The following is a 23457-nucleotide window of genomic DNA, read 5'->3' on the forward strand; positions in this document are numbered from 1 at the left end:
GAGACTCCATGACCTGTCTTTCTGCTTTCGCGCGCCTGTCCGCCGTGCTGCTGCTTTCCGCCGCCCCGCTGGCCCTTGCCCCTGCCATAGCCGAAACCGCCGCCCGCCCCGACGGACCCCGGTTGGGAACCTTCGGGGTGGATGTGTCGGGCATGGACAAGGCTGTGAAGCCCGGTGACAATTTCGTCGCCTATGTGAACGGCACCTGGGACCGGAACACGGAGATCCCCGCGGATCGGGCTTCGTGGGGCATGTTCGACGTTCTGCGCGAGCTTTCGCTGACGCGGACGCGCGCCATCGTGGAAGAAGCCTCTGCCAACCCGCAGGCCGCCGGCAACCTGAAGAAGGTGGGCGATTTCTATGCCACGCTGATTGACCAGGCCGCGATCGAGGCAGCCGGGCTTGCCCCCCTGAAGCCGGAACTGGACGCGATCGCCGCCATCGCCACCCGCAAGCAGCTTTCGGATGCGTTCGCCCGCGCCAACCGCGAGGGCGGGCCTGCGCCTTTCCGCATGGGCATTTCGCAGGATCTGAAGGATCCGTCGAAAATGACGGTGAGCCTTGTGCAGGCCGGCCTGGGCATGCCCAACCGGGATTATTATCTGGATGAGCGTTTTGCGCCGCAGAAGGCCGCCTATGAAGCGCATGTCGCCCGGATGCTGCAGCTTTCGGGTGTGCCGGAGGCGGATGCGAAGGCGCAGGCCGCCCGCGTCCTGGCCCTGGAGACGGAGATCGCCCGGGTTCACTGGACGAACGTGGAGAACCGGCAAGCCGAGAAGCGCTACAATCCGGTGCCCGTCGACGATCTTGCCTCAGGCTTTCCGGGGGTGGACTGGGCGGCGTTCCGCGCCATCACCGGCATTGCAGGGGAAGCAAGCCTGAACGTGAACCAGCCGTCTGCGCTGAAGGGAATCGCGCGGCTCGCCGAAACAGCGCCCGTCGCCGACTGGCAGGCCTGGATGCGGTATCACACGCTGCGCAGCGCGGCACAGCTGCTGCCCAAGGCCTATCGGGACGAGAATTTCACCTTCTATGGCAAGACCCTGTCGGGCACGCCCCTGCAGGAAGACCGCTGGAAGCAGGCCGTGAACATGACGACCGGCGCGCTGGGCGAGGCGGTCGGCCAGGAATATGTGGCGCGCCATTTCCCGCCGGAAGCCAAGGCACAGATGGATGAGCTGGTTTCCAACATCATCGCCGCCATGGACAAGCGCCTGAAGAATCTTGCCTGGATGGATCCGAAGACTCGCGAAGCAGCGCGCTTCAAGCTGTCGCGCTTCACGCCGAAGATCGGCTATCCCGACGTGTGGCGGGATTACAGTGCGCTGGAGGTGGTTCGCGGCGATGCCGTTGGCAATGCCCGCCGCGCCTATGCGTTCGAATATGACCGCAACCTGGCCAAGCTGGGCAAGCCGATCGACCGCAGCGAATGGTTCATGACCCCGATGACGGTGAACGCCTATGCGAACCCCACCTGGAACGAGATCGTGTTCCCGGCCGCCATCCTGCAGGCGCCCTTCTTCGACCCGAAGGCCGATCCTGCGGTGAACTACGGGGCGATCGGCGCGGTGATCGGGCACGAGATCACCCACCATTTCGACGACCAGGGCCGCAAGTATGACCCGGACGGCAAGCTGTCCGACTGGTGGACGCCAGCCGACGTGGAGCGGTTCACGAAGCTGTCCGACGTGCTGGTGCGGCAGGTGGAGACCTATGAGCCGCTGCCGGGCAAGCGGATCAACGGCAAGCTTTCGCTGGGTGAGAACATCGGCGACATCGCCGGTCTGAACATCGCCTGGGATGCCTATCAGATGAGCCTGAAGGGCCGGAAGGCCCCGGTGATCGACGGCGTGACGGGGCCGCAGCGCTTCTACCTGGGCTTCGGGCAGATCTGGCGCAGCAAATATCGCGATGCGGCGATGGAGCGGCAGTTGACGGTGGGACCGCACAGCCCCGGCAACTGGCGACCGCTGACGACCCGCAACCATGCACCCTGGTACGAGGCGTTCAACGTCAGGCCCGGCGACAAGATGTACCTGCCCGAGGAAGAGCGGGTGAACATCTGGTAGCGCGCCGGGCGGCGGCCGCCGCCTCAGGCGCATGCCATCTCGTTCAATCCCCCCGGTTCGTCCGGGGGGAACAGCCTTCGGGTGAGTCTGCCCGAAAACCGGGGCGGTTCAGAGCCCGAGTTCGGCAGGCGCGAGACCGAGCTCTTTCAGCAGCGCATCATGGGCGGCATGGCACTGTCGCCACAGATCGGGGCTGGCGAGATCGGCCGGGGCGATCGCCTCTGGCCACCACTGGCCGACCAGCCGTTCCAGCCGGTCGATTTTCGCTTCGTCGAGCAGGAAACGCGGATCCACGGCGGCAAGCGCTTCGCCGGACAGGGGCACGCGCAGGCGCAGGCAGGCGGGGCCGCCGCCGTTCTTCATGCTTTCCCTGAGATCCAGCACATGCAGATGGTTGATCGGGTTCGCCGCATCCTGCTTGACCCGCTGAAGCCAGCGCCAGACGCTCTCCGTTTCTTCCGCCTCTTTCGGGAGGATCAGCGCCATCTCTCCGCCACCGACGGAAACGAGCGCGGCGTTGAACACATAGGAGGCGATCGCATCGGCCAGCGGCACGTCCGCGGCGGGCGCTTCCACCAGCGTGAAGCCCGGCACGCGCGCCTGCAGCGCCGCGATCGTGGCGGCGCGGTCCGCAAAGGCCTGTTCATGGGCGAACAGGACCTGTTCGTTGCTGACGGCGACGACATCATTGTGGAACGCGCCGGCCTGGATCGCGACATCGGATTGTTCAAGGAACAGCGCCTGCTTCACCCCATGGGTGCGGGCGACGGCCTGGCTGGCGCGCACATGCTGGCGCGCCGGGAAGGCCCCGCCCCGGTTGCGGCCATAGACAAAGGCTTCGACGCCTTCGCTTTCGTGGCCCGTGCAGAAGCGCATGTGGTTCGCTGCACCTTCATCCCCGAAACCGGGGGGCACCGGCCAGTGGACCGCGAAATGCCGCTCGTCCGCGAAGGCGAGCTTCAGCAGGGCCATGGTTTCCGGCCATTCCTGGCTGCGGTGCGCCATGGTGACGAGGTTGGAAACCGTGAAATGGGTGCGGCCGTCGGCGGTGTCGGCGGCCGGGCTGACGGTGGCGGCGTTCGCCGTCCACATGCTGCTGGCGGAAAAGGCGGCGGCCAGAAGCTGCGGATCCTCGGCGGCGCAGTCGGCCAGCACACGGGCATCGTCACCCTCGAAGCCCAGGCTGCGCAGGAAGCGGGTGGCGGGGCGGCGGTGCGGGGGCAGCAGCCCTTGCGGCACGCCCAATGAGACGAGCAGCCGCATCTTGGCGAGGCCCTGAAGCGCGGCACGGCGCGGGGCGCTGGTGGCGCCCGCGTTGCGTTCCGCCGCGAGGTTGCCAAGGCTGAGGCCGGCATAGTTGTGGCTGGGGCCGACAAGGCCGTCGAGATTGAGTTCGGGCATCAGCGCGCGGCCCCTGCATTTGCCGCCGCAACGCCGGGCGGGGTGGCGATGAAGGGACGGGCGGCCTCCACGCTCGCCACCGGCCAGGCGCAATAATCGGCGGCATAATAGGCGCTGGGGCGGTGGTTGCCGGACAGGCCCACGCCGCCGAACGGCGCGTTGGAGGCCGCGCCGTTGGTGGGGCGGTTCCAGTTGACGACGCCGGCGCGGCTGTCCGCCCAGAACCAGTCATAGAGGGCGCGATCCCCGCCGAGCAGGGCGGCGGACAGGCCGAAGCGGGTGGCGTTGGCGCTGGCGATGGCCTGTTCGAAGCTGGAGACCCGCTGCAACTGCAGGAAGGGGCCGAACAATTCCTCGTCCGGCACATCAAGGCCTGTCACGTCCACCAGGCCGGGGGTCAGGAAGGGCAGGCCTTCCCTCAGCCGCAGCAGGGGGCGGATCGTCTTGCCGTGGATCGAGCCGGCGCGGGCCAGCAGGCTGTCTGCCGCTCGGTTGGAGATGACGCAGCCCATGAAGGGTTGCGGATCCGCAAAGGGCTGGTCGATGACGAGGCCGTCCAGGATGGAAAGGAGGGCATCGACCAGTCTGTCATGCGCGCCCTCCCGCAGGATCAGGCGGCGGGCGCAGGTGCAGCGCTGCCCGGCCGACAGGAAGGCGGACTGGGCGATGACGAGGGCGGCAGCTTCCACGTCGGCGTCGTCCAGATCCCACACGACGAGCGGGTTGTTTCCGCCCATTTCCAGCGCGAGGATCCGGTGCGGGGTTTCCGCGAACTGGCGGGCCAGCGCGGCGCCGGTAGGGGCGGAACCGGTGAACAGCAGCCCGTCCGTATCGGCGGCGGCAAGCGCGCGGCCGGTCGCGCCCGCGCCCTGCACGAGCGTCAGCACCCCATCGGGGAGGCCGGCCTTCGCCCACAGCCCGGCCATGAAGGCGCCGGTGGCGGGGGTGAGTTCGCTGGGCTTGAAGACGATGGCGTTGCCCGCGATCAGCGCCGGCACGATATGGCCGTTGGGCAGATGGGCCGGGAAATTGTAGGGGCCCAGCACCGCCAGCACGCCGTGGGGCTTGTGCCTGAGCGCCTGCATTGCGCCGGCCGGATCGGCCGCGAAGGGGGCTTCGCGGCTGCCCGTCCGTTCGGCATGGGCGGTGACGGAGATTTCCACCTTGGCGGCGACGCTGCCGACTTCCGTCCGCGCTTCCCAGAAGGGCTTTCCGGTTTCCTGGGCGATCAGGCAGGCGAAGCTGTCCGCTTCTGCCTCGACGGCGGCCCTGAAGGCGCGGACGACGGCGATCCTGGCATCCAGCCCGGCTGCGGCCCAGCCGGGCTGGGCGGCGCGGGCGCGCGCCACGGCCGCCGCCACATCGGACTGCGATGCGACGGTGCCTTCCCACAGCAGGCTGCCGTCATGGGGGCGGATGCTCTGCAGGGTTTCAGAAATGGGCATGCAACACCTCGTCTTCGACGCTGAATGGTCCTTCGGCGCCGGCCAGCAGTTCGCCATCGTCGGACATGCGAAGCGGAAGGGCGGCGCAGCGGAAATCCTTCAGCCGGCCGCCGGCGACCAGCCGCACCGTGCCGCCATGGCCATTGGCCGTTCCCGTGACACGGGCGGGCACGGCTTCGCGCACCGTGCGGATGTCTGCCACCCGGGTATCCAGCGTCGGCCCGCCATCGAAGATGTCGACATAGCCGTGGAAGGCGAACCCCTCCGCCTGAAGCATGCGCATTGCGGCCTGCCCCTGTTCGTGCGGCTGGCCCAGCGCATCCCGGGCCTCTTCGGGCAACAGGGCCACATAGACGGGATATTTGGGCATCAGATCCGCGATGAACTGGTTGCCCTTCGTGGCGTTGAAGGCATCGGCTTCCTGAAAGCCCATGCCGAAGAACTTGCCCGCAAGGCCATCCCAGAAGGGGGCGCTGCCATCGGGGCGCATGCGCCCGCGCAGTTCGGCCAGCACCCTGTCCCCGAACCGGGGGCGGTGCAGGGCGAGGAACAGATAGCGGCTGCGGGCCAGAAGGCGGCCGAGCCCGCCGGTGCGCAGATCAGGGTGAAGGAACAGCCCGCCGACTTCGCTGGCGCCTTCGAAATCATTCACCAGATGCAGCACCTGGGTGCGGAAGGTGCGGCCAAGCTCCTGCGAGTGCATCGAAAGGGTCGTGAGCTTGTAGGAATAGAATGGCCAGCGCACGCCGACCCGGCTGAACAGGCAGGCGGTGCCGCCGATGCGGCCGGACGGCACATGTTCGAGGACGAGAAGATAATTCTCGTCCTCCGGTTCGGTGATGCGGGCGGCATAGCTGGCTTCGGAGCGTTCGATGCGCGCCGCGAGGGCGGCGCGATCGTTGGGCAGGTTGGTGAACCCGCCCCCCGTCAGTTCCGCAAGCGCCTTCAGGCCGCAGAGATCCCCCGGCCCGGCCGGACGGACACGCCATTCGGAGAGATTCACTTCAGCTGTCGCCATGCCCCTTCTTGCCCCACGGGGTGGAACCGGGGTAACGAAAGAATGCGGTGCAAACCGAATTTTCTGCGGCGGAGACACAAGTGGACAGCATCGATCGGATCGACCGCAAGATTCTGGCTGTCTTGCAGCGAGACGGGCGAATCACCAACGCCGCGCTGGCCGAGGAAGTCGCGCTGTCGCCCAGTGCCTGCCTGGCTCGGGTGCGGCGGCTGGAGCAGATCGGGATCATCACCGGTTATCGTGCGGACATCGCGGTGGAAAAGCTGCGTGCCGCGCTGCTGATCTATGGCGAAGTCACGCTGAAGCGGCACCTGCCGGAGGATTTCCGGGCGCTGGAAGCGATGTTCGCGGCCGATCCGCGCGTGCTGGAGGCAGCCGAGATCAGCGGCAAGAGCGACTATCTGGTGAAGGTGCTGGTGACGGACATGGCCGAATGGCGCGACCTGACCGCCGCGTGGACCGCCGGCCCCTGGCAGATCGAGCGGGTGTCGAGCAGCGTGGCCATGCACCGGACCAAGGCGTTTTCGGGCTATCCGCTCTAGGGTCAGGACCCCGGGCCGTCCTCAGCGCCGCTTGCTCTTGAACACGCCGGGGATGGCGGGGCGCTGGACGGGCGCGGGCTTCACCGGTTCGGGCCCTGCCTCCACGCTGCGGCGCGCGGCCTGCGCCAGCCCGCGCGCCAGCGCCACGGCGCCGGCAAGGCGGGCTTCCGGGCCGCCGAAATCGCGGGCGAGGAACAGCTTCTGATCCGGCCGGAGCTTCGCCTGCCCCTTCAGGCGCTGGATCCATTCCACAAGGCCCGCCGGGTTGGGGAACTGATCGTTCACGAAGGTGACGAGCGCGCCCTTCGGCCCAACCTCGATCTTCTGCACATTGGCCTTTCTGGCGGCGTTGCGCGCCTCCACGATCTTCAGCAGGTTGGCGGCACCCTCTGGCAGCGGGCCGAAACGGTCGATCATCTCGGCGGCGAAGCCTTCGATCCCGGCCTTGTCGGACAAATCCGCCGCGCGGCGGTAGAGCGCCATGCGAAGCGCGAGATCGGGGACATAATCCTCCGGGATCATCACCGGCGCATCGACGGAAATGGTGGGCGAGCCGGGATCTTCCGGCGGGCGCAGACCGCGCGCTTCGGCCTTGGCGGCGACGATCGCGTCCTCCAGCATGGACTGGTAGAGTTCGAAGCCCACTTCGCGGATGTGGCCCGACTGTTCGTCGCCCAGAAGATTGCCGGCGCCGCGCTGGTCGAGATCGTGGGAGGCGAGTTCGAAGCCCGCGCCCAGCGAATCCAGGCTTGCCAGCACCTGCAGCCTTTTTTCGGCGGCGGCTGTCAGCGTGCCGTCGGCCGCCGTCGTCAGCAGCGCATAGGCGCGGCGCTTCGCGCGCCCCACACGCCCGCGCAGCTGGTAGAGCTGGGCGAGGCCGAACATGTCCGCGCGGTGGATGATGAGGGTGTTGGCGTTGGGAATGTCGATGCCGGATTCGACGATGGTGGTGGAAACCAGCACGTCGAAGCGCTGATCGGTGAAGGCCGTCATCCGGTCCTCGATCTCGCTGGCCGCCATCTGGCCGTGCGCCGTCACGTAGCGCACCTCGGGCACGTCCTCGCGAAGGAAGGCCTCGATGTCGGGCAGGTCGGATATGCGCGGCACCACGAGAAAGCTCTGCCCGCCGCGATAATGTTCGCGCAGCAACGCCTCGCGCACGACCACCGGATCCCAGGGCGAAACCGTGGTGCGCACGGCGAGGCGATCGACCGGCGGGGTTGCGATAACGGACAGTTCGCGGATGCCCGAAAGCGCCATCTGCAGGGTGCGCGGGATCGGCGTGGCCGTCAGCGTCAGCACATGCACATCGTGCCTGAGTGCCTTCAACCGTTCCTTGTGGGTGACGCCGAAGCGCTGCTCCTCGTCGACGATCACGAGGCCCAGGCGCTTGAATTCCACGCCCTTGGCGAGGATGGCATGCGTGCCCACCACGATGTCCACGCTGCCGTCCGCCAGGCCTTCCCGCGTGGCCCTGGCCTCTGCGGCGGGGACGAGGCGGGACAGGGCGCCGACCTTCAGCCCGGTTTCGGCAAAGCGTTCGCGGAAGGAGGCGGCATGCTGGCGGGCCAGAAGCGTGGTCGGGCAGACCACCGCCACCTGCGATCCGTTGGACGCCGCCACGAAGGCCGCGCGGAGCGCAACCTCCGTCTTGCCGAAGCCGACGTCGCCGCAGATCAGCCGGTCCATCGGGCGGCCCGCGCCCAGATCCTCGATCACGTCGGCGGTGGCCTTCAGCTGGTCGTCGGTCTCGGCCCAGGGGAATTTGTCGAGGAAGGCGGCATAGCCCTGGGCATCCAGTTCGAAGGCGTCGGCTTCGCGGGTGGCGCGCAGCGCCGCGGTTTTCAGCAGTTCGTGCGCGATCTCGCGGATGCGCTCCTTCATGCGCGCCTTGCGCTGCTGCCAGCCGGTGCCGCCCAGCTTGTCGAGCGTCACGCCCTCGTTTTCGCTGCCGTAGCGGGAGAGGACGTCGAGATTCTCGACCGGCACATAGAGTTTGTCACCGCCGGCATATTCCAGCGCGACGGTGTCGTGCGCGGCACCCGAGACGGTGATGGGCACCAGCCCGATGTAGCGACCGATGCCATGATCCTGATGGACGACCAGCTCGCCGGTTTCCAGTGTCTGCAGGTCCTTCAGGAAGGCGTCGGCCTTGCGGGCGGAACGGCGCCGGACGAGCCGGTCGCCCAGCATGTCCTGCTCGGTCCAGATTTCCGCATCCGGATGGCGGAAGCCGCTGTCGAGGCCGAGGACGACCATGGGGACGGCGCCCTTGGCGGCCATTCCCAGCGCCTCCTGCCAGCCGGCGGCGGGGCGCAGCGATTTGGCGCCCTGTTCCGCCAGCAGGCCGGAAAGCCGGTCCCGCGAGCCTTCCGAATAGGCGGCGAGCACGGGTTTGCGGCTGTCGGCGCGAGCCGCTTCGATCCGCTCGGCGATGGCCTTGTAGACGGGCGGGCCGCCGGCGGCGGCGGCCACGCGCGCGGGGGCGAAATCGATCGCCGGCAGGCCGCCAAGATCAAGCCCGTCATCCGACGGCAGGGGCGTGGTGGCGTGGGCGGCGGCGAGGTGGCCGGCCCACTCCTCGGGGGAGAGGTAGAGCGCGTCGGGCGGCAGGGGGCGGTAGATTGCGGCCCCCAGCTTCGCCTTGCCCTTGGGCGGCGATTTCAGCGCCTCCACCCGGTTCTGATGGTAATCCGCGATGGCTTCGAAACGGGCGTCTGCGGCGGCCTGGGCGCCGCTGTCGGTGACGAGGATGTCCGTCGGGGCCAGCCAGTCCCACAGGGTGACCATGGCGGTTTCGAACAGGGGCAGGAAATGATCGAGCCCGGCGGCGCGGCGGCCTTCGCTGGCGGCCTGGTAGAGCGGATCCGAAGTCGCCCCCGCGCCGAAGCGTTCCAGCCAGCCGGAGCGGAAAGCCCGGATGCGCGCGTCATCCAGCAGCAGTTCGGAAACCGGCAGCAGGGTGAAGCCGGCCGACCTGCCGGTGGTGAGCTGGGTGAGGGGATCGATGGTGCGGATCACATCCACTTCGTCGCCGAAGAAATCGAGCCGCACCCCCGATCCCAATCCCGGCGGGACCAGATCGACGAGCCCGCCGCGCACGGCGAAATCGCCGGCGTCGGCCACGCTGTCCACGCGGGAATAGCCCGCGCGCAGCAAGGTTGCGACCAGTTCGTCGCGGCCGATGCGGGCGCCGGGGCGGATTTCCAGCGTGGCGCCGGCGACCACATCCTTCGGCAGCAGCCGCTGGCTGGCGGCGCTGACGGTGGTGACCAGCAGTTCCGGCCCGGCCGGGGCCTTCGCCAGCGCGGCGAGGCCTGCCAGCCGCTCGGCCAGGTTGCGCTGGCCAGGGCTGGCGCGATCATAGGGCAGGCAATCCCAGCCCGGCAGCCAGATGGGGGTGATATCGGGCGCAAAGAAGGGCGCTGCTTCCACCACGGCGCGGCCAGCCGCTTCATCGGCCGCGATCAGCACGGCGCGGCGGCCATCCAGCCCGCCCGCGCGGGCCAGACCCGCCATCAGCAGCGGCAGCAGCCCGGCGGGCGCGCCCGTCAGCCTGAGCGCGCGGGTGGCCCTGGCGATCTCGTCGATGGGGAGCATCAGCGCGGCGCCAGTTTCAGATAATCCTTGGCGGCGAGTCGCTGCATCCATTCGCCCGCCAGCCGTTCGGGCGGCTGCGCGGTGCCGAAAGCCCAGGCCAGGATGTCCACATCCTGTTCTTCCAGCAGCGCCTCGAACCAGCGGCGGCCGTCTTCGCCAAGCTCGTCGATCCAGCGATCGGCGAATCCGCCGACCAGCATGTCGGCCTCTTTGGTGCCGCGATGGTGCGCCCGCCACAGGGTGCGCTTGCGCCAGGCTTCGCCGTCCATATTCGCTCCACGCCAGAATGGGCGGCGCGCTGAAATTGCGGGCCGCCTGAAGGGTTGCTACCCCGCCTAACGATGCGTCCCGACCGGCTCAACCCCCTGTTTGCGGAGACCGCCACCCTTCCGGGCGTGGGGCCTGCGGCCGTGCGCGCGCTGGAACGGCTGGAGATCGGCCGGGTGAAGGACCTGCTGTTCCATTTTCCGGTCGGCTGGCGGGAGACCCGCCGTGCGGAAAGCCTGGCCGGCGCGCGCGAGGGAGAGCGAATCGCGGTTCCGGTGCGAATCACGGCGCATGAGCCCGCACGTGGTCGGGGGCCGTTCCGCATCCTGGCCGACGATGCCTCGGGAATCGGGTTGCTGCTGGCATTCTTCGGCCAGAAGGGGGCAGCACTTGCGGGGCGTTTTCCGATCGGAGCCGAGGTGATCGTTGCGGGGCGGCTGGAGCTTTGGAACGGACGATTCCAGATCATCCACCCGGAACTGCGCAAGGCGGACGCCGCAGAGACGGAGCCCGTCTATCCGATGACGGAGGGGCTCAATTCGAAACGGATCGCGGCGCTGGTGAAGGCCGCGCTGGAACGGGTTCCGGCCCTGCCGGAATGGGTGGAGCCCGGCTTGCTGGCGCAGCGGCGCTGGCCCGGGTTCGCAGCGGCGCTGGGGCAGGTGCATGGCGCGGCCGACAGCGCCGCCGCGCGCGACCGGCTGGCCTATGACGAACTGCTGGCGGCGCAACTGGCCTGGGCCCTGGTTCGGGCGCGGCGGCGGCGGCAGCGGGGGCAGCCCCTGGCCGGCACGGGGCGGCTGACGGATGCACTGCTGCGCCAGCTGCCATGGCCGCTGACGGGCGCGCAGAGCCACGCCGTTTCCGAAATTGCGGGCGACATGGCGCAGCCGCGCGCCATGCTGCGGCTGCTGCAGGGGGACGTGGGTGCCGGAAAGACGCTGGTGGCGCTGATGGCGCTGCTGATCGCGGTGGAAGGCGGCGCGCAAGGGGCGATGCTGGCGCCCACCGATCTGCTGGCGCGGCAGCACCTCGCGACCCTGCAGAAGCTGCTGGGCGACCTTCCGGTGCGGCTTGGCTTCCTGTCCGGCCGGGAAAAGGGACGCATGCGTGAGGCGGTGCTGGCGGCGCTGGCCGCAGGCGACATCGACATCCTTGTCGGCACGCACGCCATCTTTTCGGGATCGGTGCAGTATCGGCGGCTGGGGCTGGCGGTGGTGGACGAACAGCACCGCTTCGGCGTGGCGCAGCGGATGATGCTGGCGGAAAAGGCGGACGCGCCGCCGCACCTGCTGGTGATGACGGCGACGCCCATTCCGCGCACGCTGGCGCTGGCGCAGTTCGGGGAAATGGATGTGTCCCGGCTGTCCGAACGGCCGCCAGGGCGGCAGCCGGTGGACACGCGGGTGACGGCGCTGACCCGGCTGGACGAGGTGCTGGACGGGCTGGCGCGCCATATCGCAACCGGGGCCCAGGCCTATTGGGTGTGCCCGTTGCTGGATGGCGGCGCGGACGAGGAGGTTCTGTCGGATCCCGGGGGCGCGGCCCCGGCCGTGGCGCGGGCGGCGGCGCTTCGCGCGCGCTTCGGCGACAGGGTGGCGCTGGTGCATGGCAAGCTGCAGGGCGCGGCGCGCGATCGGGAGATGGCGCGTTTCCAGACAGGTGAGGCGTCCATCCTGGTGGCCACGACCGTCATCGAGGTGGGGGTGGATGTGCCGAACGCTTCGCTGATGGTGATCGAGGGGGCAGAGCGCTTCGGACTGGCGCAGCTGCACCAGCTGCGCGGCCGGGTTGGGCGGGGCACGGCGAAATCGACCTGTCTGCTGCTGCGCGGCGAATCGCTTTCCGAAACCTCAAGGGAACGATTGCGGATGATGCGGGCGACCGACGACGGATTCGCGATCGCCGAGGCCGATCTGAAACTGCGCGGCGCCGGCGAGTTGCTGGGCACACGGCAATCGGGGGAGCAGGGGTTTGTCGTGGCGACGCCGGAGCAGGTGGAACGGCTGCTGGAGACGGCGCATCAGGACGCGCGGCTGCTGATCGAACGCGACGGGGGGCTGACGGGTGCGCGCGGCGAGGCGGCGCGGAACCTGCTGTATCTGTTCGAGAAGGACGCCGCCGTTGCGACATTGCGTGGCGGTTGAACGACGGCATGTCCTTCAAATTGCCACAGTGATAGGTTAATCGGGGGCCATGTATCGACGGTTAAAATGGGCCGCCGCTGTATTGGCTGGGCTTCTCGTGTTCACGCCCCTGACCCCGGTCGGGGCTTCACCGTCCGATTCGGACAGGGCCCGGCGGGAGCTGGCGGACCTGTCCAGCGACCAGCTGATGGCCAGGGGTCTGACGGCCTTCAACGCCCGCGATTATGCCGCCGCGCGCGACCATTTCCGCCTGCTGGCGCAGCGCGACAACGCCACGGCCGAAACTCTGCTGGGCACCATGTCTGCCAGGGGGCAGGGCGTTAAACGCAACGAGGCGATCGCTGCCGCCTGGTTCCTGCGCGCGGCGCGGCGCGGCTATGCCCCCGCCCAGCTGGCGCTGGCGGATGCCTTCGCCCGGGGCAGCGGCGTTCCGCAAGACCAGGTGCGGGCGCGGGCGCTGGCGAAGGCGGCTGCCTCTCAGGGTCTGCCGGGCGCGGCCCAGCTCGCAAGCCGGCTTGGCCCGGAACGCTATGCGATGGTGACGGGCCGGCGGCCCTGACGCAGGGCCGCCGGCCGAAACGGCCTCAGGCGGCTTCGCTTTTCGCCTTGGCGACGGTGACGAGGGCCGGACGCAGCAGCCGGTCCTTCAGGGTATAGCCGGCCTGAAGCTCCGACACGATCGTGCCCGGTTCGGCATCCGACTCCACCTCCACCATGGCCTGATGCAGGTTGGGATCGAGCGGCAATCCGGTGGCGGCAACCCGCTTCACGCCGTTGCGTTCGAAGATGCTGGCAAGTTCGCGGCTGGTGGCTTCCAGCCCGGCGCGCAGGGCGTCCGACGCATCCTGGGGCAGGGAATCCAGCGCCCGGGCCAGATTGTCCGCCACCGTCAGCATATCGCGCGCGAATCCGGCGGCGGCATATTGCACCGCGTCGGCCTTGTCGCGTTCCAGCCGGCGGCGGGTATTTTCGGCCTCTGCGGCCATCCGCAGCGCGCGATCCCGCTCTGCGTCGCGCTCTGCCACGAGGGACACGATCTCTTCCCTTGCGGCTGCCAGTTCCTGTTCAAGCGTATTTTCTGCGCCGGTTTCCGGCGTTTCGGCAGTCATGCCATCAACCTCGACAATCTGTTTGCGGTGAAATCCACCATGGGGACGACGCGGGCATAGTTCAACCGCGTGGGACCGATAACCCCCACCACACCGATCACCCGCCCGTCCGCGCCGCGATAGGGTGCGGCGATCACCGACGAACCCGACAGCGCGAACAGCCGGGTTTCGGCGCCGATGAAGATGCGCATCGCCTGCGCCTCGCGGGCCTGATCCAGCAGGCGTGCGAGTTCGGCCTTTTCCTCCAGCTCTTCCAGAAGGGCCCGGGCACGATCCAGATCGGCGTCGTTCAGCAGATGCGCCTGTCCGCGCACGATCAGGACGGGGCCGGCCGCATCCGACGACCAGGACGCGAGGCCCTGGGTGACGAGGGTGGCGGTCAGCTGGTCAAGTTCTGCGCGATCGGTTTCGATTTCCACCTGCAGCCGGGCGACGGCGTCGGCGAGGGTGAGGCCGGACAGGCGGGCGTTGACATAGTTCTGCGCCTGTTCGAGCGCTTCACGCGGGAGATTTTCCGGCAGCGCGATAACCCGGTTCTCGATCCCGCCATCCGCCCCCACCAGAATGGCGAGGGCGCGCCCCGCACCCAGCGGCACCAGGTTCAGCTGGCGGATGACGGGTTCCGTCTTGGGCGCGGCGACGACGGCCGCGCACTGGGCGAGGCCGGACAGCGCGGAGGTGGTGCGGGCGAGCAGTTCCTCCAGGCTGGCGCCGGCCCGCATCGCCTCTGCCTCGATCGTGGCGATATCGGCGGCGTCCGGCACGGCAACCTGCATCATGCCATCGACGAACAGGCGCAGGCCCTGTTCGGTGGGCACCCGCCCCGCCGAGGTGTGGGGCGCTTCCAGCAGGCCCAGTTCCTCAAGATCCTGCATCACGTTGCGGATCGAGGCGGGCGACAGCTGCAGCCCGCCGAGCCGGGACAATGTGCGGGAACCGACGGGCGCGCCGGTTGCCAGATAGCTGTCGACGATTTCACGGAAGATGCCGCGCGCGCGCTCTGACAGTTGGGAGACGGAGATGCTGCCCGTTTCGTGCATGCGCGGAATGTAGGATGGAAGGCCGTGGCGCTCAACCGGGGCCATCGTGCTGCGGCGCGGCGCCTTGCGGGCCCGTCGTGCTGCGGCGCGGCGCCTTGCGGGCCCGTCGCGCTGCCGCGCGGCGCCTTGCGGGCCCGTCGCGCTGCCGCGCGGCGCCTTGCGGGGTTGGCTTGCCGGCGGCCGCGGCCTAAGGCGGGCGGGATTTTCCATTGCACAGAGGAATTGAGATGCGACCTTCGGGCCGTTCGCCGGACATGATGCGCGAGATCGGGATGCAGCCGGGCGTTTCCGCCTATGCGGAAGGATCCTGCCTGGTGAAGTTCGGCCAGACCCATGTTCTGGTGACGGCGAGCGTGGAAGAGAAGCTGCCGCCGTGGATGCGCGGCAAGGGCGAAGGCTGGGTGACGGCGGAATATGGCATGCTGCCCCGCGCCACCCACACCCGCGGCAGCCGCGAGGCCGCCAAGGGCAAGCAATCCGGGCGCACGCAGGAAATCCAGCGACTGATCGGGCGATCCTTGCGCGCCGTGACGGACCTGAAGGCGCTGGGCGAGCGGCAGATCACGCTGGATTGCGACGTGCTGCAGGCCGATGGCGGCACGCGCACGGCGGCGATTTCCGGCGCCTGGGTGGCGCTGCGGCTGGCGCTGGACAAGATCCATGCCGCCACACCCTTCACGATCGACCCTCTGTCCACGCAGGTCGCGGCGGTCAGTTGCGGCGTGTACGAAGGCACGCCGGTTCTGGATCTCGATTATGACGAGGATTCGGTGGCCCACACCGACGGCAACTTCGTGCTGACATCGAAGGGCGCGATCGTGGAAGTGCAGGCAACCGCCGAAGGCGCGGTGTTCGAGGAAGAGACCCTGCTGCGCCTGCTGCGTCTCGCCCGTATCGGCACCGACCAGATCTTCGCGGCCCAGCGGACGGCGACCGGGCGCTGAGGATGGACGACCTCGGCCCGAAACTGGTTCTTGCGTCTCATAACAAGGGCAAGCTGCGCGAGATTGCGGCCCTGCTGGCGCCGTTCGGGATCGAGGCCGTGCCGGCCTCTGACTTCGGGCTGGAAGAACCTGTGGAGACCGAGGACAGTTTTGCCGGCAATGCGCTGCTGAAGGCGCGCTTTGCGGCCCTGGGCGCAGGCTTGCCGGCGCTGTCGGACGACAGCGGCCTGTGTGTCGAGGCGCTGGGCGGCGCGCCGGGCGTGTACACCGCGGACTGGGCGGAAACCCCGCACGGGCGGGACTGGATGCTCGCCATGACGAAGGTGGAAGAGAAGCTGAAGGCGCTCGGCCCGGATGTGTCGCGCGCAGCTGAGTTCGTCTGCGTGCTGGCGTTGGTGTGGCCGGACGGACGGGAGGCGACGTTCGAGGGACGGATGCCGGGCTCTCTGGTGTGGCCGCCGCGCGGGGACATGGGCTTCGGCTATGATCCGGTATTCGTGCCGCAGGGCTATTCGCAGACCTTCGCGGAAATGGATCCGGCGGCGAAGCATGCGATCAGCCACAGGGCCAGGGCGTTTGCGAAGCTGAAGGCGGCGTTGGGGGCGGCGGGATGAGTCGTCGGACGGGTCCGCGTTTGCGGGCAAAGCCCGCAAGGCGGGCCTGCCGGCCGCGCGCTTCAGCGGGTCTGCGGGCCTTCGGATGATTGCCGCGCGATCAGCCGCCAGGCAGCAGCCGCTTTCGCTGTATATCCACTGGCCCTTCTGCGTCACCAAATGTCCTTACTGCGACTTCAACAGCCATGTGCGCGAGGCGGTCGACCAGTCCCGATGGCGGGCGGCGCTGCTGGCGGACTTGCGGCATGAAGCGCGGCTGACGGCCGGGCAGCGGCTTGTTTCCATCTTCTTCGGCGGCGGAACCCCCAGCCTGATGGAGCCTGGCACGGCGGAGGCGCTGATCGCCGAGGCCCTGGCGCTGTGGCCGAACGACGGTGCGGTGGAGATCACGCTGGAGGCCAACCCTTCCTCTGTGGAAGCGGCGCGGTTCGCGGATTTCGCGGCGGCGGGTGTGAACCGGGTTTCGCTGGGGTTGCAGGCGCTGGACGAGGACGCGCTGAAGCTGTTGGGGCGGCCGCATGATCTGGGCCAGGGCCTCGCTGCGCTGGCAGTGGCGCAGCGCCATTTCGCTCGCGTCAGCTTCGATCTGATCCACAGCAGGCCGGGGCAGACGGTGAAGGCCTGGGAAGCCGAACTGACGCGTGCGCTGAGCTTCGGGACGGAGCATCTGTCCGCCTATCAGCTGACGATCGAGGAAGGCACGCGCTTCCACACGCTGGCGCGAAAGGGGCTGCTGGCGCTGCCCGACGAGGAGGCTGCGGCCGACATGTTCGAGCTGACGGGCGAGATGTGCGCGGCGGCCGGGCTCCCGCTGTATGAGGTTTCCAACCACGCCCGCCCCGGCGCCGAAAGCCGGCACAATCTGCAATATTGGCGTTATGGCGACTATGCCGGCGTGGGGCCGGGGGCGCACGGGCGGCGCGGCGGGCTGGCGACGACCCGGCTGAAGCGGCCGGAAAGCTGGCTGGAAGCGGTGGAGGCGAAGGGGCAGGGGCTGGAGGCCGAAGTGCCCATCCGCCCCGAGGACGCGGCCGAGGAAGCGCTGATGATGGGGTTGCGGCTGGCAGCAGGTCTCGACCCGGCGGCGTTCGCGGCGCGCACGGGGATATCGTTGCATGCCGTTGCCTCGCCCGCGGCGCGTGCGCGGCTGGAAGCGATGGGTCTGCTGGCGCCGGGCGAGCGGCTTCGGGTGACGGCCGCGGGCCGGATGCTGACCAACCGGCTGATCCTGGAACTGGCCGCGGGCTTGAAACAGCCGGCCATCATGCCAAGGTGAACCGGCGAAGGAGACAGGGATGATCGGCAAGGTGATGACGGCACTGGCGGGGCGGAGCATCGCCCGGACTGTGGGCGGGGCCGCCGCCGGGCCGGCAGGCGCTGTGATCGGGGCCGCCGTGCCGGTGGTGCTGCCCCGACTGGCGCGCACGCTGGGGCCGGCGGGCATGGTGGGCGTTGCCGTCGGCGGCCTGCTGTTCAAGCGCTGGCTGGATCGGCGCAACGCCCGGCTGAAGGCGCAGGCGACAGCTGTTGCCGGGCTGCCGCCGCGCGATCCCGCCGCCGTGCTGGGCAGCCCGACGCCCCCCGACCTGCTGGAAGGCGAACTGCTGACCGACGCCTGAGGCCGGCCTCAGATATCGGCGACGTGCACCAGCAGCTTGCCGAAATTGCCCCCGGTATAGAGGAGTTTCAGATGCTGGTCGGCCTTGTCGAGGCCGGGACGGACATCCTGCCTTGTCTTGACCTTGCCTTCCAGCATCCAGCCGATCAGCGCCTGATAGGCTTCGGGGAAGCGATCCGCGAAATCCGAGACGATGAAGCCCCGGACCGTCAGGCGGCGCATCAGCAGCATGGTCCAGCGGCCCGGTTCCTCTTCGCTGTCGGTCGCGTTGTAGCCCGAGATCATGCCGCAAAGCGGGATCCGGCCGAAGACCTTCATGCGATCCAGCACGGTCGACATGATCTTCCCGCCGACCTGTTCGAAGTTGATGTCCACGCCTTCGGGGGCGATGCGGTCCAGTTCAGCGCCCACGTCCTGCGATTTGTAATCGATGGCGTGATCGAAGCCGAGTTCCTGAGTGATGTAGCGGCATTTTTCCGCGCCGCCGGCGATGCCGATCACCTTGCAGCCCTTCAGCTTGCCGATCTGGCCCACCACCTGCCCGACGCCCCCGGCTGCCGCTGAGACCACGAGCGTTTCGCCGGGCTTCGGCTGGCCGATATCCAGCAGGCCGAAATAGGCCGTTGGGCCGACGGCGGCCAGTGTTCCGAACAGCTGCGCGACCGTAAGGCCGGGGATTTCGGGGAACGGGCCCATGCCGGTTCCATCCGAGACGACATGGCTTGCCCATTCGCTGAATCCGGCGACGAGCATGCCCGGTTCATAGCCCGGCTTGCGGCTGGCGACGACACGCCCGACCACGCCGCCGCGCATCGGCGCGCCGAGTTCGACAGGGGGCATGTACTGCTCCATGTCGGACATCCAGATGCGGTTGGTGGGGTCGAGCGAGAGATAGCCGACCTTCAGCAGGAATTCGCCATCCTGAAGCGCCGGCAAGGGCTCTTCCCGGAAGACAAGGTCGCCGTCCGAGATATCCCCGACCGGGCGCTTCGCCAGCCGCCAGACGTTCCGTGTTTCCGCCATTTCGATCCTCCCGCTGAGCTGGACCTGCGGTGCCAGATCGCGGCGCGGGGGGCATCCTCTCGATTCAAGGGAATTGCTGCAGGAAGGCATCCAGCGCGGCGACGGCTTCGGGTTCGTCGAGCGTGGGGGCATGGCCGACGCGCGGCACGGTCACGGCCGAGAGCCGGGGGAGGCGGGCCGCCATCTTCGCCTGGGTATCGGCCAGCAGGATATCCGACAATTCACCCCGCACGGACAGCACGGGGCGGTCCCTGTAACTGTCGAGCGCGAGCCAGAGATCGAGCTGCTGGTCGCCGTGGGGCAGGTTGAGCGGCGCTGCAATCTCGGGATCATAATCCCAGACGATCGGCCCGGCGCGGCTGACGCGGCAGAGCCGCTTGGCGTGGGCGAGCCAGTCGTCCAGATGCCAGCAGGGATAGAGATCGGCCTGGCGTCGCGCGATATCGCGCGCGGCCGCCAGCCAGCTGGGCCAGTTGCCGCCCTTGCCGAGCTGGGCGCGGATGCGGGTGAGCCCGGGCTCGTTCATGTCCGGGCCGACATCGTTCAGCACCAGCCCCGCGATGCGCTGGCGCTGGGTGACATCGAGCAGAAGCCCGATGAGACCGCCCAGCGAGGTGCCGATAATGATCACCCGGTCCAGATTCGCCGCATCCAGCAGCCGCCCCATGTCCTGAAGGTAGGTGAGCGGAACATAGGTGAGCGGATCCCGGGCATAGCCCGATTCCCCGCGGCCACGGAAGCTGGGCGTGACCACCCGGAAAGCGGGCGCATGGCGGCGCGCGAGCGCTTCGAAATCGCGGGCGTTCCGGGTCAGCCCGGGCAGGCACAGAAGCGCCGGACGGCCATCCGCACCGCCTGCGAAATCGCGATAGTGCAGGCGGACATTGTCTGCCGTCCACAGATACTGATCGGTGTAGTCTGCGCTCACGACGGCCCTTCTAGGGTGCGGCTGGCCCATGTGCAATTTCCGCTTCCCGCATTGCGGATCTGCAACTTTTGACTGCCACTCAGTTTTGGCGCATAAGCAGTGCGGGGACCGGGGTTGCGAGAGAGGACGCAGACGACAGTGGCCACAGGTGCACGCGCAACCGATACCAGGTCCCAGAAGGCGGAATCCGAAAACAGGGCACGCAGATATGATCCCGCCGAAACACGCATGCGCGTGCTGGAGGCCGCCTATCTGCTGTTCGGTTCGCGCGGCTACGCCAACACCGGCACCGCCGACATCGCGGCGCAGGCCGATGTGTCGGAAGGCTCCATCTTCTATCATTTCGGTTCGAAGCGCGCGCTGCTGGTGGAACTGGGCAAGCTGCACGGGCAGAAGCTGATTGCCGCGATGCAGGCCGGCGACGCGATCGAGGATATCAGCTTCGAACAGAGCCTGGCCCGCTGTTTCGACTTCTGCGAGGTGCACAATGTGTGGGAGACACCCGGCGCCTGCGACGACACCGCGCTGAACAAGAAGATCAACAAGCAGAACCCGGAAGCCGAGCCCTTCTTCCATGCCGCGAAGGAAACCGTCGTCGTGTGGACACGCTCGCATCTGGATGCGGTGCACCAGAAGCGCGGGATCCGGGGAATCCCGACGGACGTGACGGCGAACCTGATCTTCGCGGCCGTTGGCGAGGCGATGCACCAGTATTTCGCCCCCGGCGTGACCGCAGCGGAGAAGGCCCGCATCCGGGCCGAGGCGATCCGCTTCTGCGACGCGGCCGCCGGTCTTTCCGCCCCGATTGCTTCGGCAGACCGGGCTGCATCGGGAGGTTGAACCGCCCGCATCCGCACGCCATGTGCGGGGGGTGACGGATCGCGGCGCATTCCGGCCCGAGGTGGCCTTCCTGTCCCTTGGCGATGATTTCCACGACCCTGTCGCCCCGGCAGCCTTCCCCAGGCATGAACTGCGCTATCGCAACCAGCGCGCCGCAGCCGAGGTGGGGCTGGATGGCCTTGCCGACGCCGGCTGGATCGCGCATTTCGGCCGCTTCGAACCGCTGCCCGGCAGCCTGCCGCAGCCGCTGGCGCTGCGCTATCACGGGCATCAGTTCCGCACCTACAATCCCGAACTTGGCGATGGCCGCGGGTTCCTGTTCGCGCAGCTCAGGGATCGAGCCGGGCGCCTGATGGATCTGGGCACGAAGGGATCAGGCCGCACGCCCTGGTCCCGCTTCGGCGACGGCAAGCTGACGCTGAAGGGCGCCGTCCGCGAAATCCTGGCGACCGAAATGCTGGAAGCCCTGGGGGTGACCACCTCGCGCACGCTGTCCGTGATCGAGACGGGCGAAGCGCTGGAGAGGGGCGACGAGCCATCGCCGACCCGTTCGGCGGTGCTGGTGCGGTTGTCACACAGCCATGTGCGCTATGGCAGTTTCCAGCGTCTTGCGGCGCTGCAGATGCCGGAGGCGATGCAGCGGCTGACTGACTATGTCCTTCGCGAGATCGCGGCGGCAGACCCGGGGCCGGATCCCTTCGCGGCATTGATGGCCTATGCCGTGGAAGGCGCGGCGCGGCTGGTCGCCCAATGGCATGTGGCGGGTTTTGTGCACGGGGTGCTGAACACCGACAACATGAACATTTCCGGGGAGAGTTTCGACTATGGGCCCTGGCGGTTCCTTCCCGCCTGGGACAGCGGCTTCACGGCGGCCTATTTTGATCATTTCGGCCTCTATGCCTTTGGCCGGCAGGCGGAAGCGGTGCACTGGAACCTGGTGGAACTGGCGAAGGCGCTGCGCCTGATCGCTCCGGCAGAGAGCCTGGTGCCCGCGTTGCAGCGCTGGCCGGAGCTGCTGGGGGCCGAGGTGCGGCGGCAGGCGCTGTGGCGGCTGGGGCTGAAGCGGGGCGACGCCGCCAGGGAGGAGGCGCTGGTGCGCGCGCTGGAAGTGGGCATGGGCGAAAGCGGAATCCAGCCTGACGCCGCCTGGTACGCGTTTCGCGGCGGCCGTGTGCCGAAGGGGATGCACCCGGCCTTTGCAATGTTCGCCGAACTGCTGGACGGGTTCGAGGCAGTCGAGGGGGCGCTGGACCACCCCTATTGGGCCGATGGCGCACCCGAAACCATGCTGATCGATGAGGTGGAGGCCCTGTGGTCACCGATCGCGGAGGGAGATGACTGGTCCATGCTGGTGCGCAAGATCGAATCGGTGCGACGGATGGGCTCAGCGCTTGCCGATATGGGCGACGACTGATTCCGCGATGCCGGTGGCGATCGCGCGCCGGCCCTGTGACGACATCAGGTAGCGGGCGTCCTCTTCGTTGGACAGGAAGCCCGTTTCGAGGAGGACAGCCGCGACGCCGAGGTTCCTCAGCACCTGGAAATTGGCGAAACGGTGGAACTGGCTGCGGAAGGCCACGCCTTCCGGCTCCATGCCGTTCTGCAGGGCCTCTGCGAAATCGGCGCTGGCGTTCATGCTGTCGCGCATGCCCAGATCGACGAGAATGGAGGCGACTTCGCGATTTTCCCCGCGAAGGTCGACGCCGGCAATGAGGTCCGCGCGGTTTTCCTTGGCGGCGACCCGCGCCGCCTCCCGGTCGGACGCGACTTCGGACAGGGTATAGACGGAGGCCCCGCGCGCAAGCGGGTTGGGCGCGCTGTCGGCATGGATGGAAATGAACAGATCCGCCTTCCAGTCGCGGGCGAGGCGGACGCGGTTGCCCAAGGTCACGAAGACGTCGCTGTCGCGCGTGAGGCGGACATCGACGGGCAGGCCCTTTTCCCTGGCGCGGCGCTCGATCAGGGCCTTGGCCTGTTTCGCGATGGCGAGCGTGACATCCTTTTCCGAGCCGCCGCCGATCACGGACGGCGCGCCCGGATCATGGCCGCCATGGCCGGCATCGATGACGATCACGGCCCGCTTCCCCCGCGGCTTGCGGGCGCTGGCCGTCACCTGCGGCGGGGCGGCGGCAGCCTTTGCCGGCGGGGCCGTCGCTGTCTTCGCCGGCGGCGGAACGCGGGGTTCCGGACGGGGGGCGGTTTCGGGGTTCAGGCGCGGATCGATCGGGCTGGCAGGCCGGGCCGCTGGTGCAGGGGGTTGCAGATCCCGGCCGGCTTCCGCCAGCGCGGCTTCCACGGCATCGATGCGCGCGGCGCTGTCTGCCGCAAGATCGGGGGCCGGCGCCGGCCCGGGCGGCACCGCACGCGGCGCTTCCTGATAGAATGGACTGACAGGGCTTCGCCCGCGTGCGACCAGCCGGCGGAATTCCGCCTCCTCCACCGGGCGGAACCGCAGTTCCAGCACCTGGGCGCGATCCTGGATCACCTCTGCAAGGCGCATGGGTCGGCCCAGATCGACAACGATCCGCACTGTCCGGGGATCGAACTGGGAGACACGGGCAGCCTTCACGTCGCCCGCTGCCGCGACCTCCCGACGGACGCTGGAGGCGCCGTCCAGATCGATCGCCCAGCGCATGGGATCGGCCAGGGCGAAGGCACGCGGCGGCGCGACAAGCGGTTCCGAGAGCGCGAGGCGCACTGTCGCCCCTTCCGCCGTGGGCAGGACGCGGATGTTGCCCGCGACAGCCGTGGCATCGGCGGCGGCGGGCGAAAGCAGGAGCAAGACGAGAAAGACGAACAGGCGGCGCATGGGTCGGGGCCTTGTGGCAGGCCGGTCCGGGCTTGGGAATCCC

Annotated in this window: 20 protein-coding genes; 10 read left to right on the forward strand and 10 right to left on the reverse strand. The window is 68.6% G+C overall.

Annotated features, from left to right (window positions below):
- Nucleotides 1-8: 8 nt before the first annotated feature.
- On the forward strand, nt 9-2069 hold the full coding sequence (locus ACW9TV_RS05935; RefSeq protein WP_494304928.1) for a M13 family metallopeptidase: 2061 nt from the start codon (nt 9-11) through the stop codon (nt 2067-2069).
- A gap of 108 nt (nt 2070-2177) precedes the next feature.
- On the opposite strand, the gene ACW9TV_RS05940 is transcribed toward ACW9TV_RS05935, so the two are convergent.
- The 3 genes from ACW9TV_RS05940 to ACW9TV_RS05950 are packed head-to-tail and all read right to left on the reverse strand — an operon-like array spanning nt 2178 to nt 5933.
- Nucleotides 2178-3470, reverse strand: coding sequence for an N-succinylarginine dihydrolase (locus ACW9TV_RS05940; protein ID WP_494304929.1), 1293 nt, complete (start codon nt 3468-3470; stop codon nt 2178-2180).
- A complete protein-coding gene (gene astD, locus ACW9TV_RS05945; RefSeq protein ID WP_494305046.1) occupies nt 3470-4909 on the reverse strand; it encodes a succinylglutamate-semialdehyde dehydrogenase in 1440 nt (479 codons plus the stop codon). Before astD ends, ACW9TV_RS05940 begins: the two co-directional genes overlap by 1 nt.
- Nucleotides 4902-5933 (reverse strand): arginine N-succinyltransferase, encoded by a 1032-nt coding sequence (locus ACW9TV_RS05950; protein ID WP_494304930.1) that lies wholly within the window; start codon nt 5931-5933, stop codon nt 4902-4904. The genes astD and ACW9TV_RS05950 overlap by 8 nt, the downstream gene beginning before the upstream one ends.
- An 80-nt stretch (nt 5934-6013) precedes the next feature.
- Here ACW9TV_RS05950 and ACW9TV_RS05955 point away from each other — a divergent pair, with 80 nt between their 5' ends.
- A complete protein-coding gene (locus tag ACW9TV_RS05955) occupies nt 6014-6475 on the forward strand; it encodes an Lrp/AsnC family transcriptional regulator (RefSeq protein WP_494304931.1) in 462 nt (153 codons plus the stop codon).
- A 21-nt stretch (nt 6476-6496) separates the two neighbouring features.
- On the opposite strand, the gene mfd is transcribed toward ACW9TV_RS05955, so the two are convergent.
- Nucleotides 6497-10075, reverse strand: a complete 3579-nt coding sequence (gene mfd / locus ACW9TV_RS05960) for a transcription-repair coupling factor (protein WP_494304932.1) — start codon at nt 10073-10075, stop codon at nt 6497-6499.
- Complete coding sequence (locus ACW9TV_RS05965; RefSeq protein WP_494304933.1) at nt 10075-10344, reverse strand: succinate dehydrogenase assembly factor 2; 270 nt, start codon at nt 10342-10344, stop codon at nt 10075-10077. Before ACW9TV_RS05965 ends, mfd begins: the two co-directional genes overlap by 1 nt.
- 72 nt (nt 10345-10416) lie before the next feature.
- Here ACW9TV_RS05965 and recG point away from each other — a divergent pair, with 72 nt between their 5' ends.
- Together recG and ACW9TV_RS05975 are read left to right on the forward strand one after the other, a co-directional pair.
- Complete coding sequence (recG, locus tag ACW9TV_RS05970) at nt 10417-12489, forward strand: ATP-dependent DNA helicase RecG (protein WP_494304934.1); 2073 nt, start codon at nt 10417-10419, stop codon at nt 12487-12489.
- Between the two features lie 82 nt (nt 12490-12571).
- On the forward strand, nt 12572-13048 hold the full coding sequence (locus ACW9TV_RS05975; RefSeq protein WP_494304935.1) for a tetratricopeptide repeat protein: 477 nt from the start codon (nt 12572-12574) through the stop codon (nt 13046-13048).
- Between the two features lie 25 nt (nt 13049-13073).
- Here ACW9TV_RS05975 and grpE read toward each other — a convergent pair whose 3' ends face one another.
- On the reverse strand, nt 13074-13598 hold the full coding sequence (grpE, locus tag ACW9TV_RS05980; protein WP_494304936.1) for a nucleotide exchange factor GrpE: 525 nt from the start codon (nt 13596-13598) through the stop codon (nt 13074-13076).
- Complete coding sequence (hrcA, locus tag ACW9TV_RS05985; protein WP_494304937.1) at nt 13595-14638, reverse strand: heat-inducible transcriptional repressor HrcA; 1044 nt, start codon at nt 14636-14638, stop codon at nt 13595-13597. Before hrcA ends, grpE begins: the two co-directional genes overlap by 4 nt.
- Before the next feature lie 227 nt (nt 14639-14865).
- Between hrcA and rph the strand changes: the two genes are divergently transcribed.
- The 4 genes from rph (at nt 14866) to ACW9TV_RS06005 (ending at nt 17815) form a co-directional block, all read left to right on the forward strand.
- A complete protein-coding gene (gene rph, locus ACW9TV_RS05990) occupies nt 14866-15582 on the forward strand; it encodes a ribonuclease PH (RefSeq protein WP_494304938.1) in 717 nt (238 codons plus the stop codon).
- A 2-nt stretch (nt 15583-15584) separates the two neighbouring features.
- A complete protein-coding gene (gene rdgB, locus ACW9TV_RS05995) occupies nt 15585-16196 on the forward strand; it encodes an RdgB/HAM1 family non-canonical purine NTP pyrophosphatase (protein ID WP_494304939.1) in 612 nt (203 codons plus the stop codon).
- Nucleotides 16197-16281: 85 nt separating this feature from the next.
- Entirely contained in the window at nt 16282-17472 is a 1191-nt protein-coding gene (hemW, locus tag ACW9TV_RS06000) for a radical SAM family heme chaperone HemW (RefSeq protein ID WP_494304940.1), read from the forward strand.
- Between the two features lie 19 nt (nt 17473-17491).
- Nucleotides 17492-17815: a hypothetical protein gene (locus ACW9TV_RS06005; RefSeq protein ID WP_494304941.1), complete on the forward strand. Its 324-nt coding sequence runs from the start codon at nt 17492-17494 to the stop codon at nt 17813-17815.
- A gap of 8 nt (nt 17816-17823) precedes the next feature.
- Here ACW9TV_RS06005 and ACW9TV_RS06010 read toward each other — a convergent pair whose 3' ends face one another.
- Both ACW9TV_RS06010 and ACW9TV_RS06015 read right to left on the reverse strand, forming a co-directional pair.
- Nucleotides 17824-18837, reverse strand: a complete 1014-nt coding sequence (locus tag ACW9TV_RS06010; RefSeq protein ID WP_494304942.1) for an NADP-dependent oxidoreductase — start codon at nt 18835-18837, stop codon at nt 17824-17826.
- A 64-nt stretch (nt 18838-18901) separates the two neighbouring features.
- Complete coding sequence (locus ACW9TV_RS06015; RefSeq protein ID WP_494304943.1) at nt 18902-19795, reverse strand: alpha/beta fold hydrolase; 894 nt, start codon at nt 19793-19795, stop codon at nt 18902-18904.
- Nucleotides 19796-19993: 198 nt separating this feature from the next.
- Between ACW9TV_RS06015 and ACW9TV_RS06020 the strand changes: the two genes are divergently transcribed.
- Together ACW9TV_RS06020 and ACW9TV_RS06025 are read left to right on the forward strand one after the other, a co-directional pair.
- Nucleotides 19994-20605 carry a TetR/AcrR family transcriptional regulator gene (locus ACW9TV_RS06020; protein WP_494304944.1) on the forward strand — a complete coding sequence of 204 codons (612 nt, stop codon included), beginning with the start codon at nt 19994-19996 and terminating at the stop codon, nt 20603-20605.
- Nucleotides 20606-20627: 22 nt separating this feature from the next.
- Nucleotides 20628-22019 (forward strand): protein adenylyltransferase SelO family protein, encoded by a 1392-nt coding sequence (locus ACW9TV_RS06025; protein WP_494305047.1) that lies wholly within the window; start codon nt 20628-20630, stop codon nt 22017-22019.
- Here ACW9TV_RS06025 and ACW9TV_RS06030 read toward each other — a convergent pair.
- Entirely contained in the window at nt 21990-23414 is a 1425-nt protein-coding gene (locus ACW9TV_RS06030) for an N-acetylmuramoyl-L-alanine amidase (RefSeq protein WP_494304945.1), read from the reverse strand. The genes ACW9TV_RS06025 and ACW9TV_RS06030 overlap by 30 nt on opposite strands.
- Nucleotides 23415-23457 lie beyond the last annotated feature (43 nt).

The organism is Sandaracinobacter sp. T42 (genome assembly GCF_059115405.1).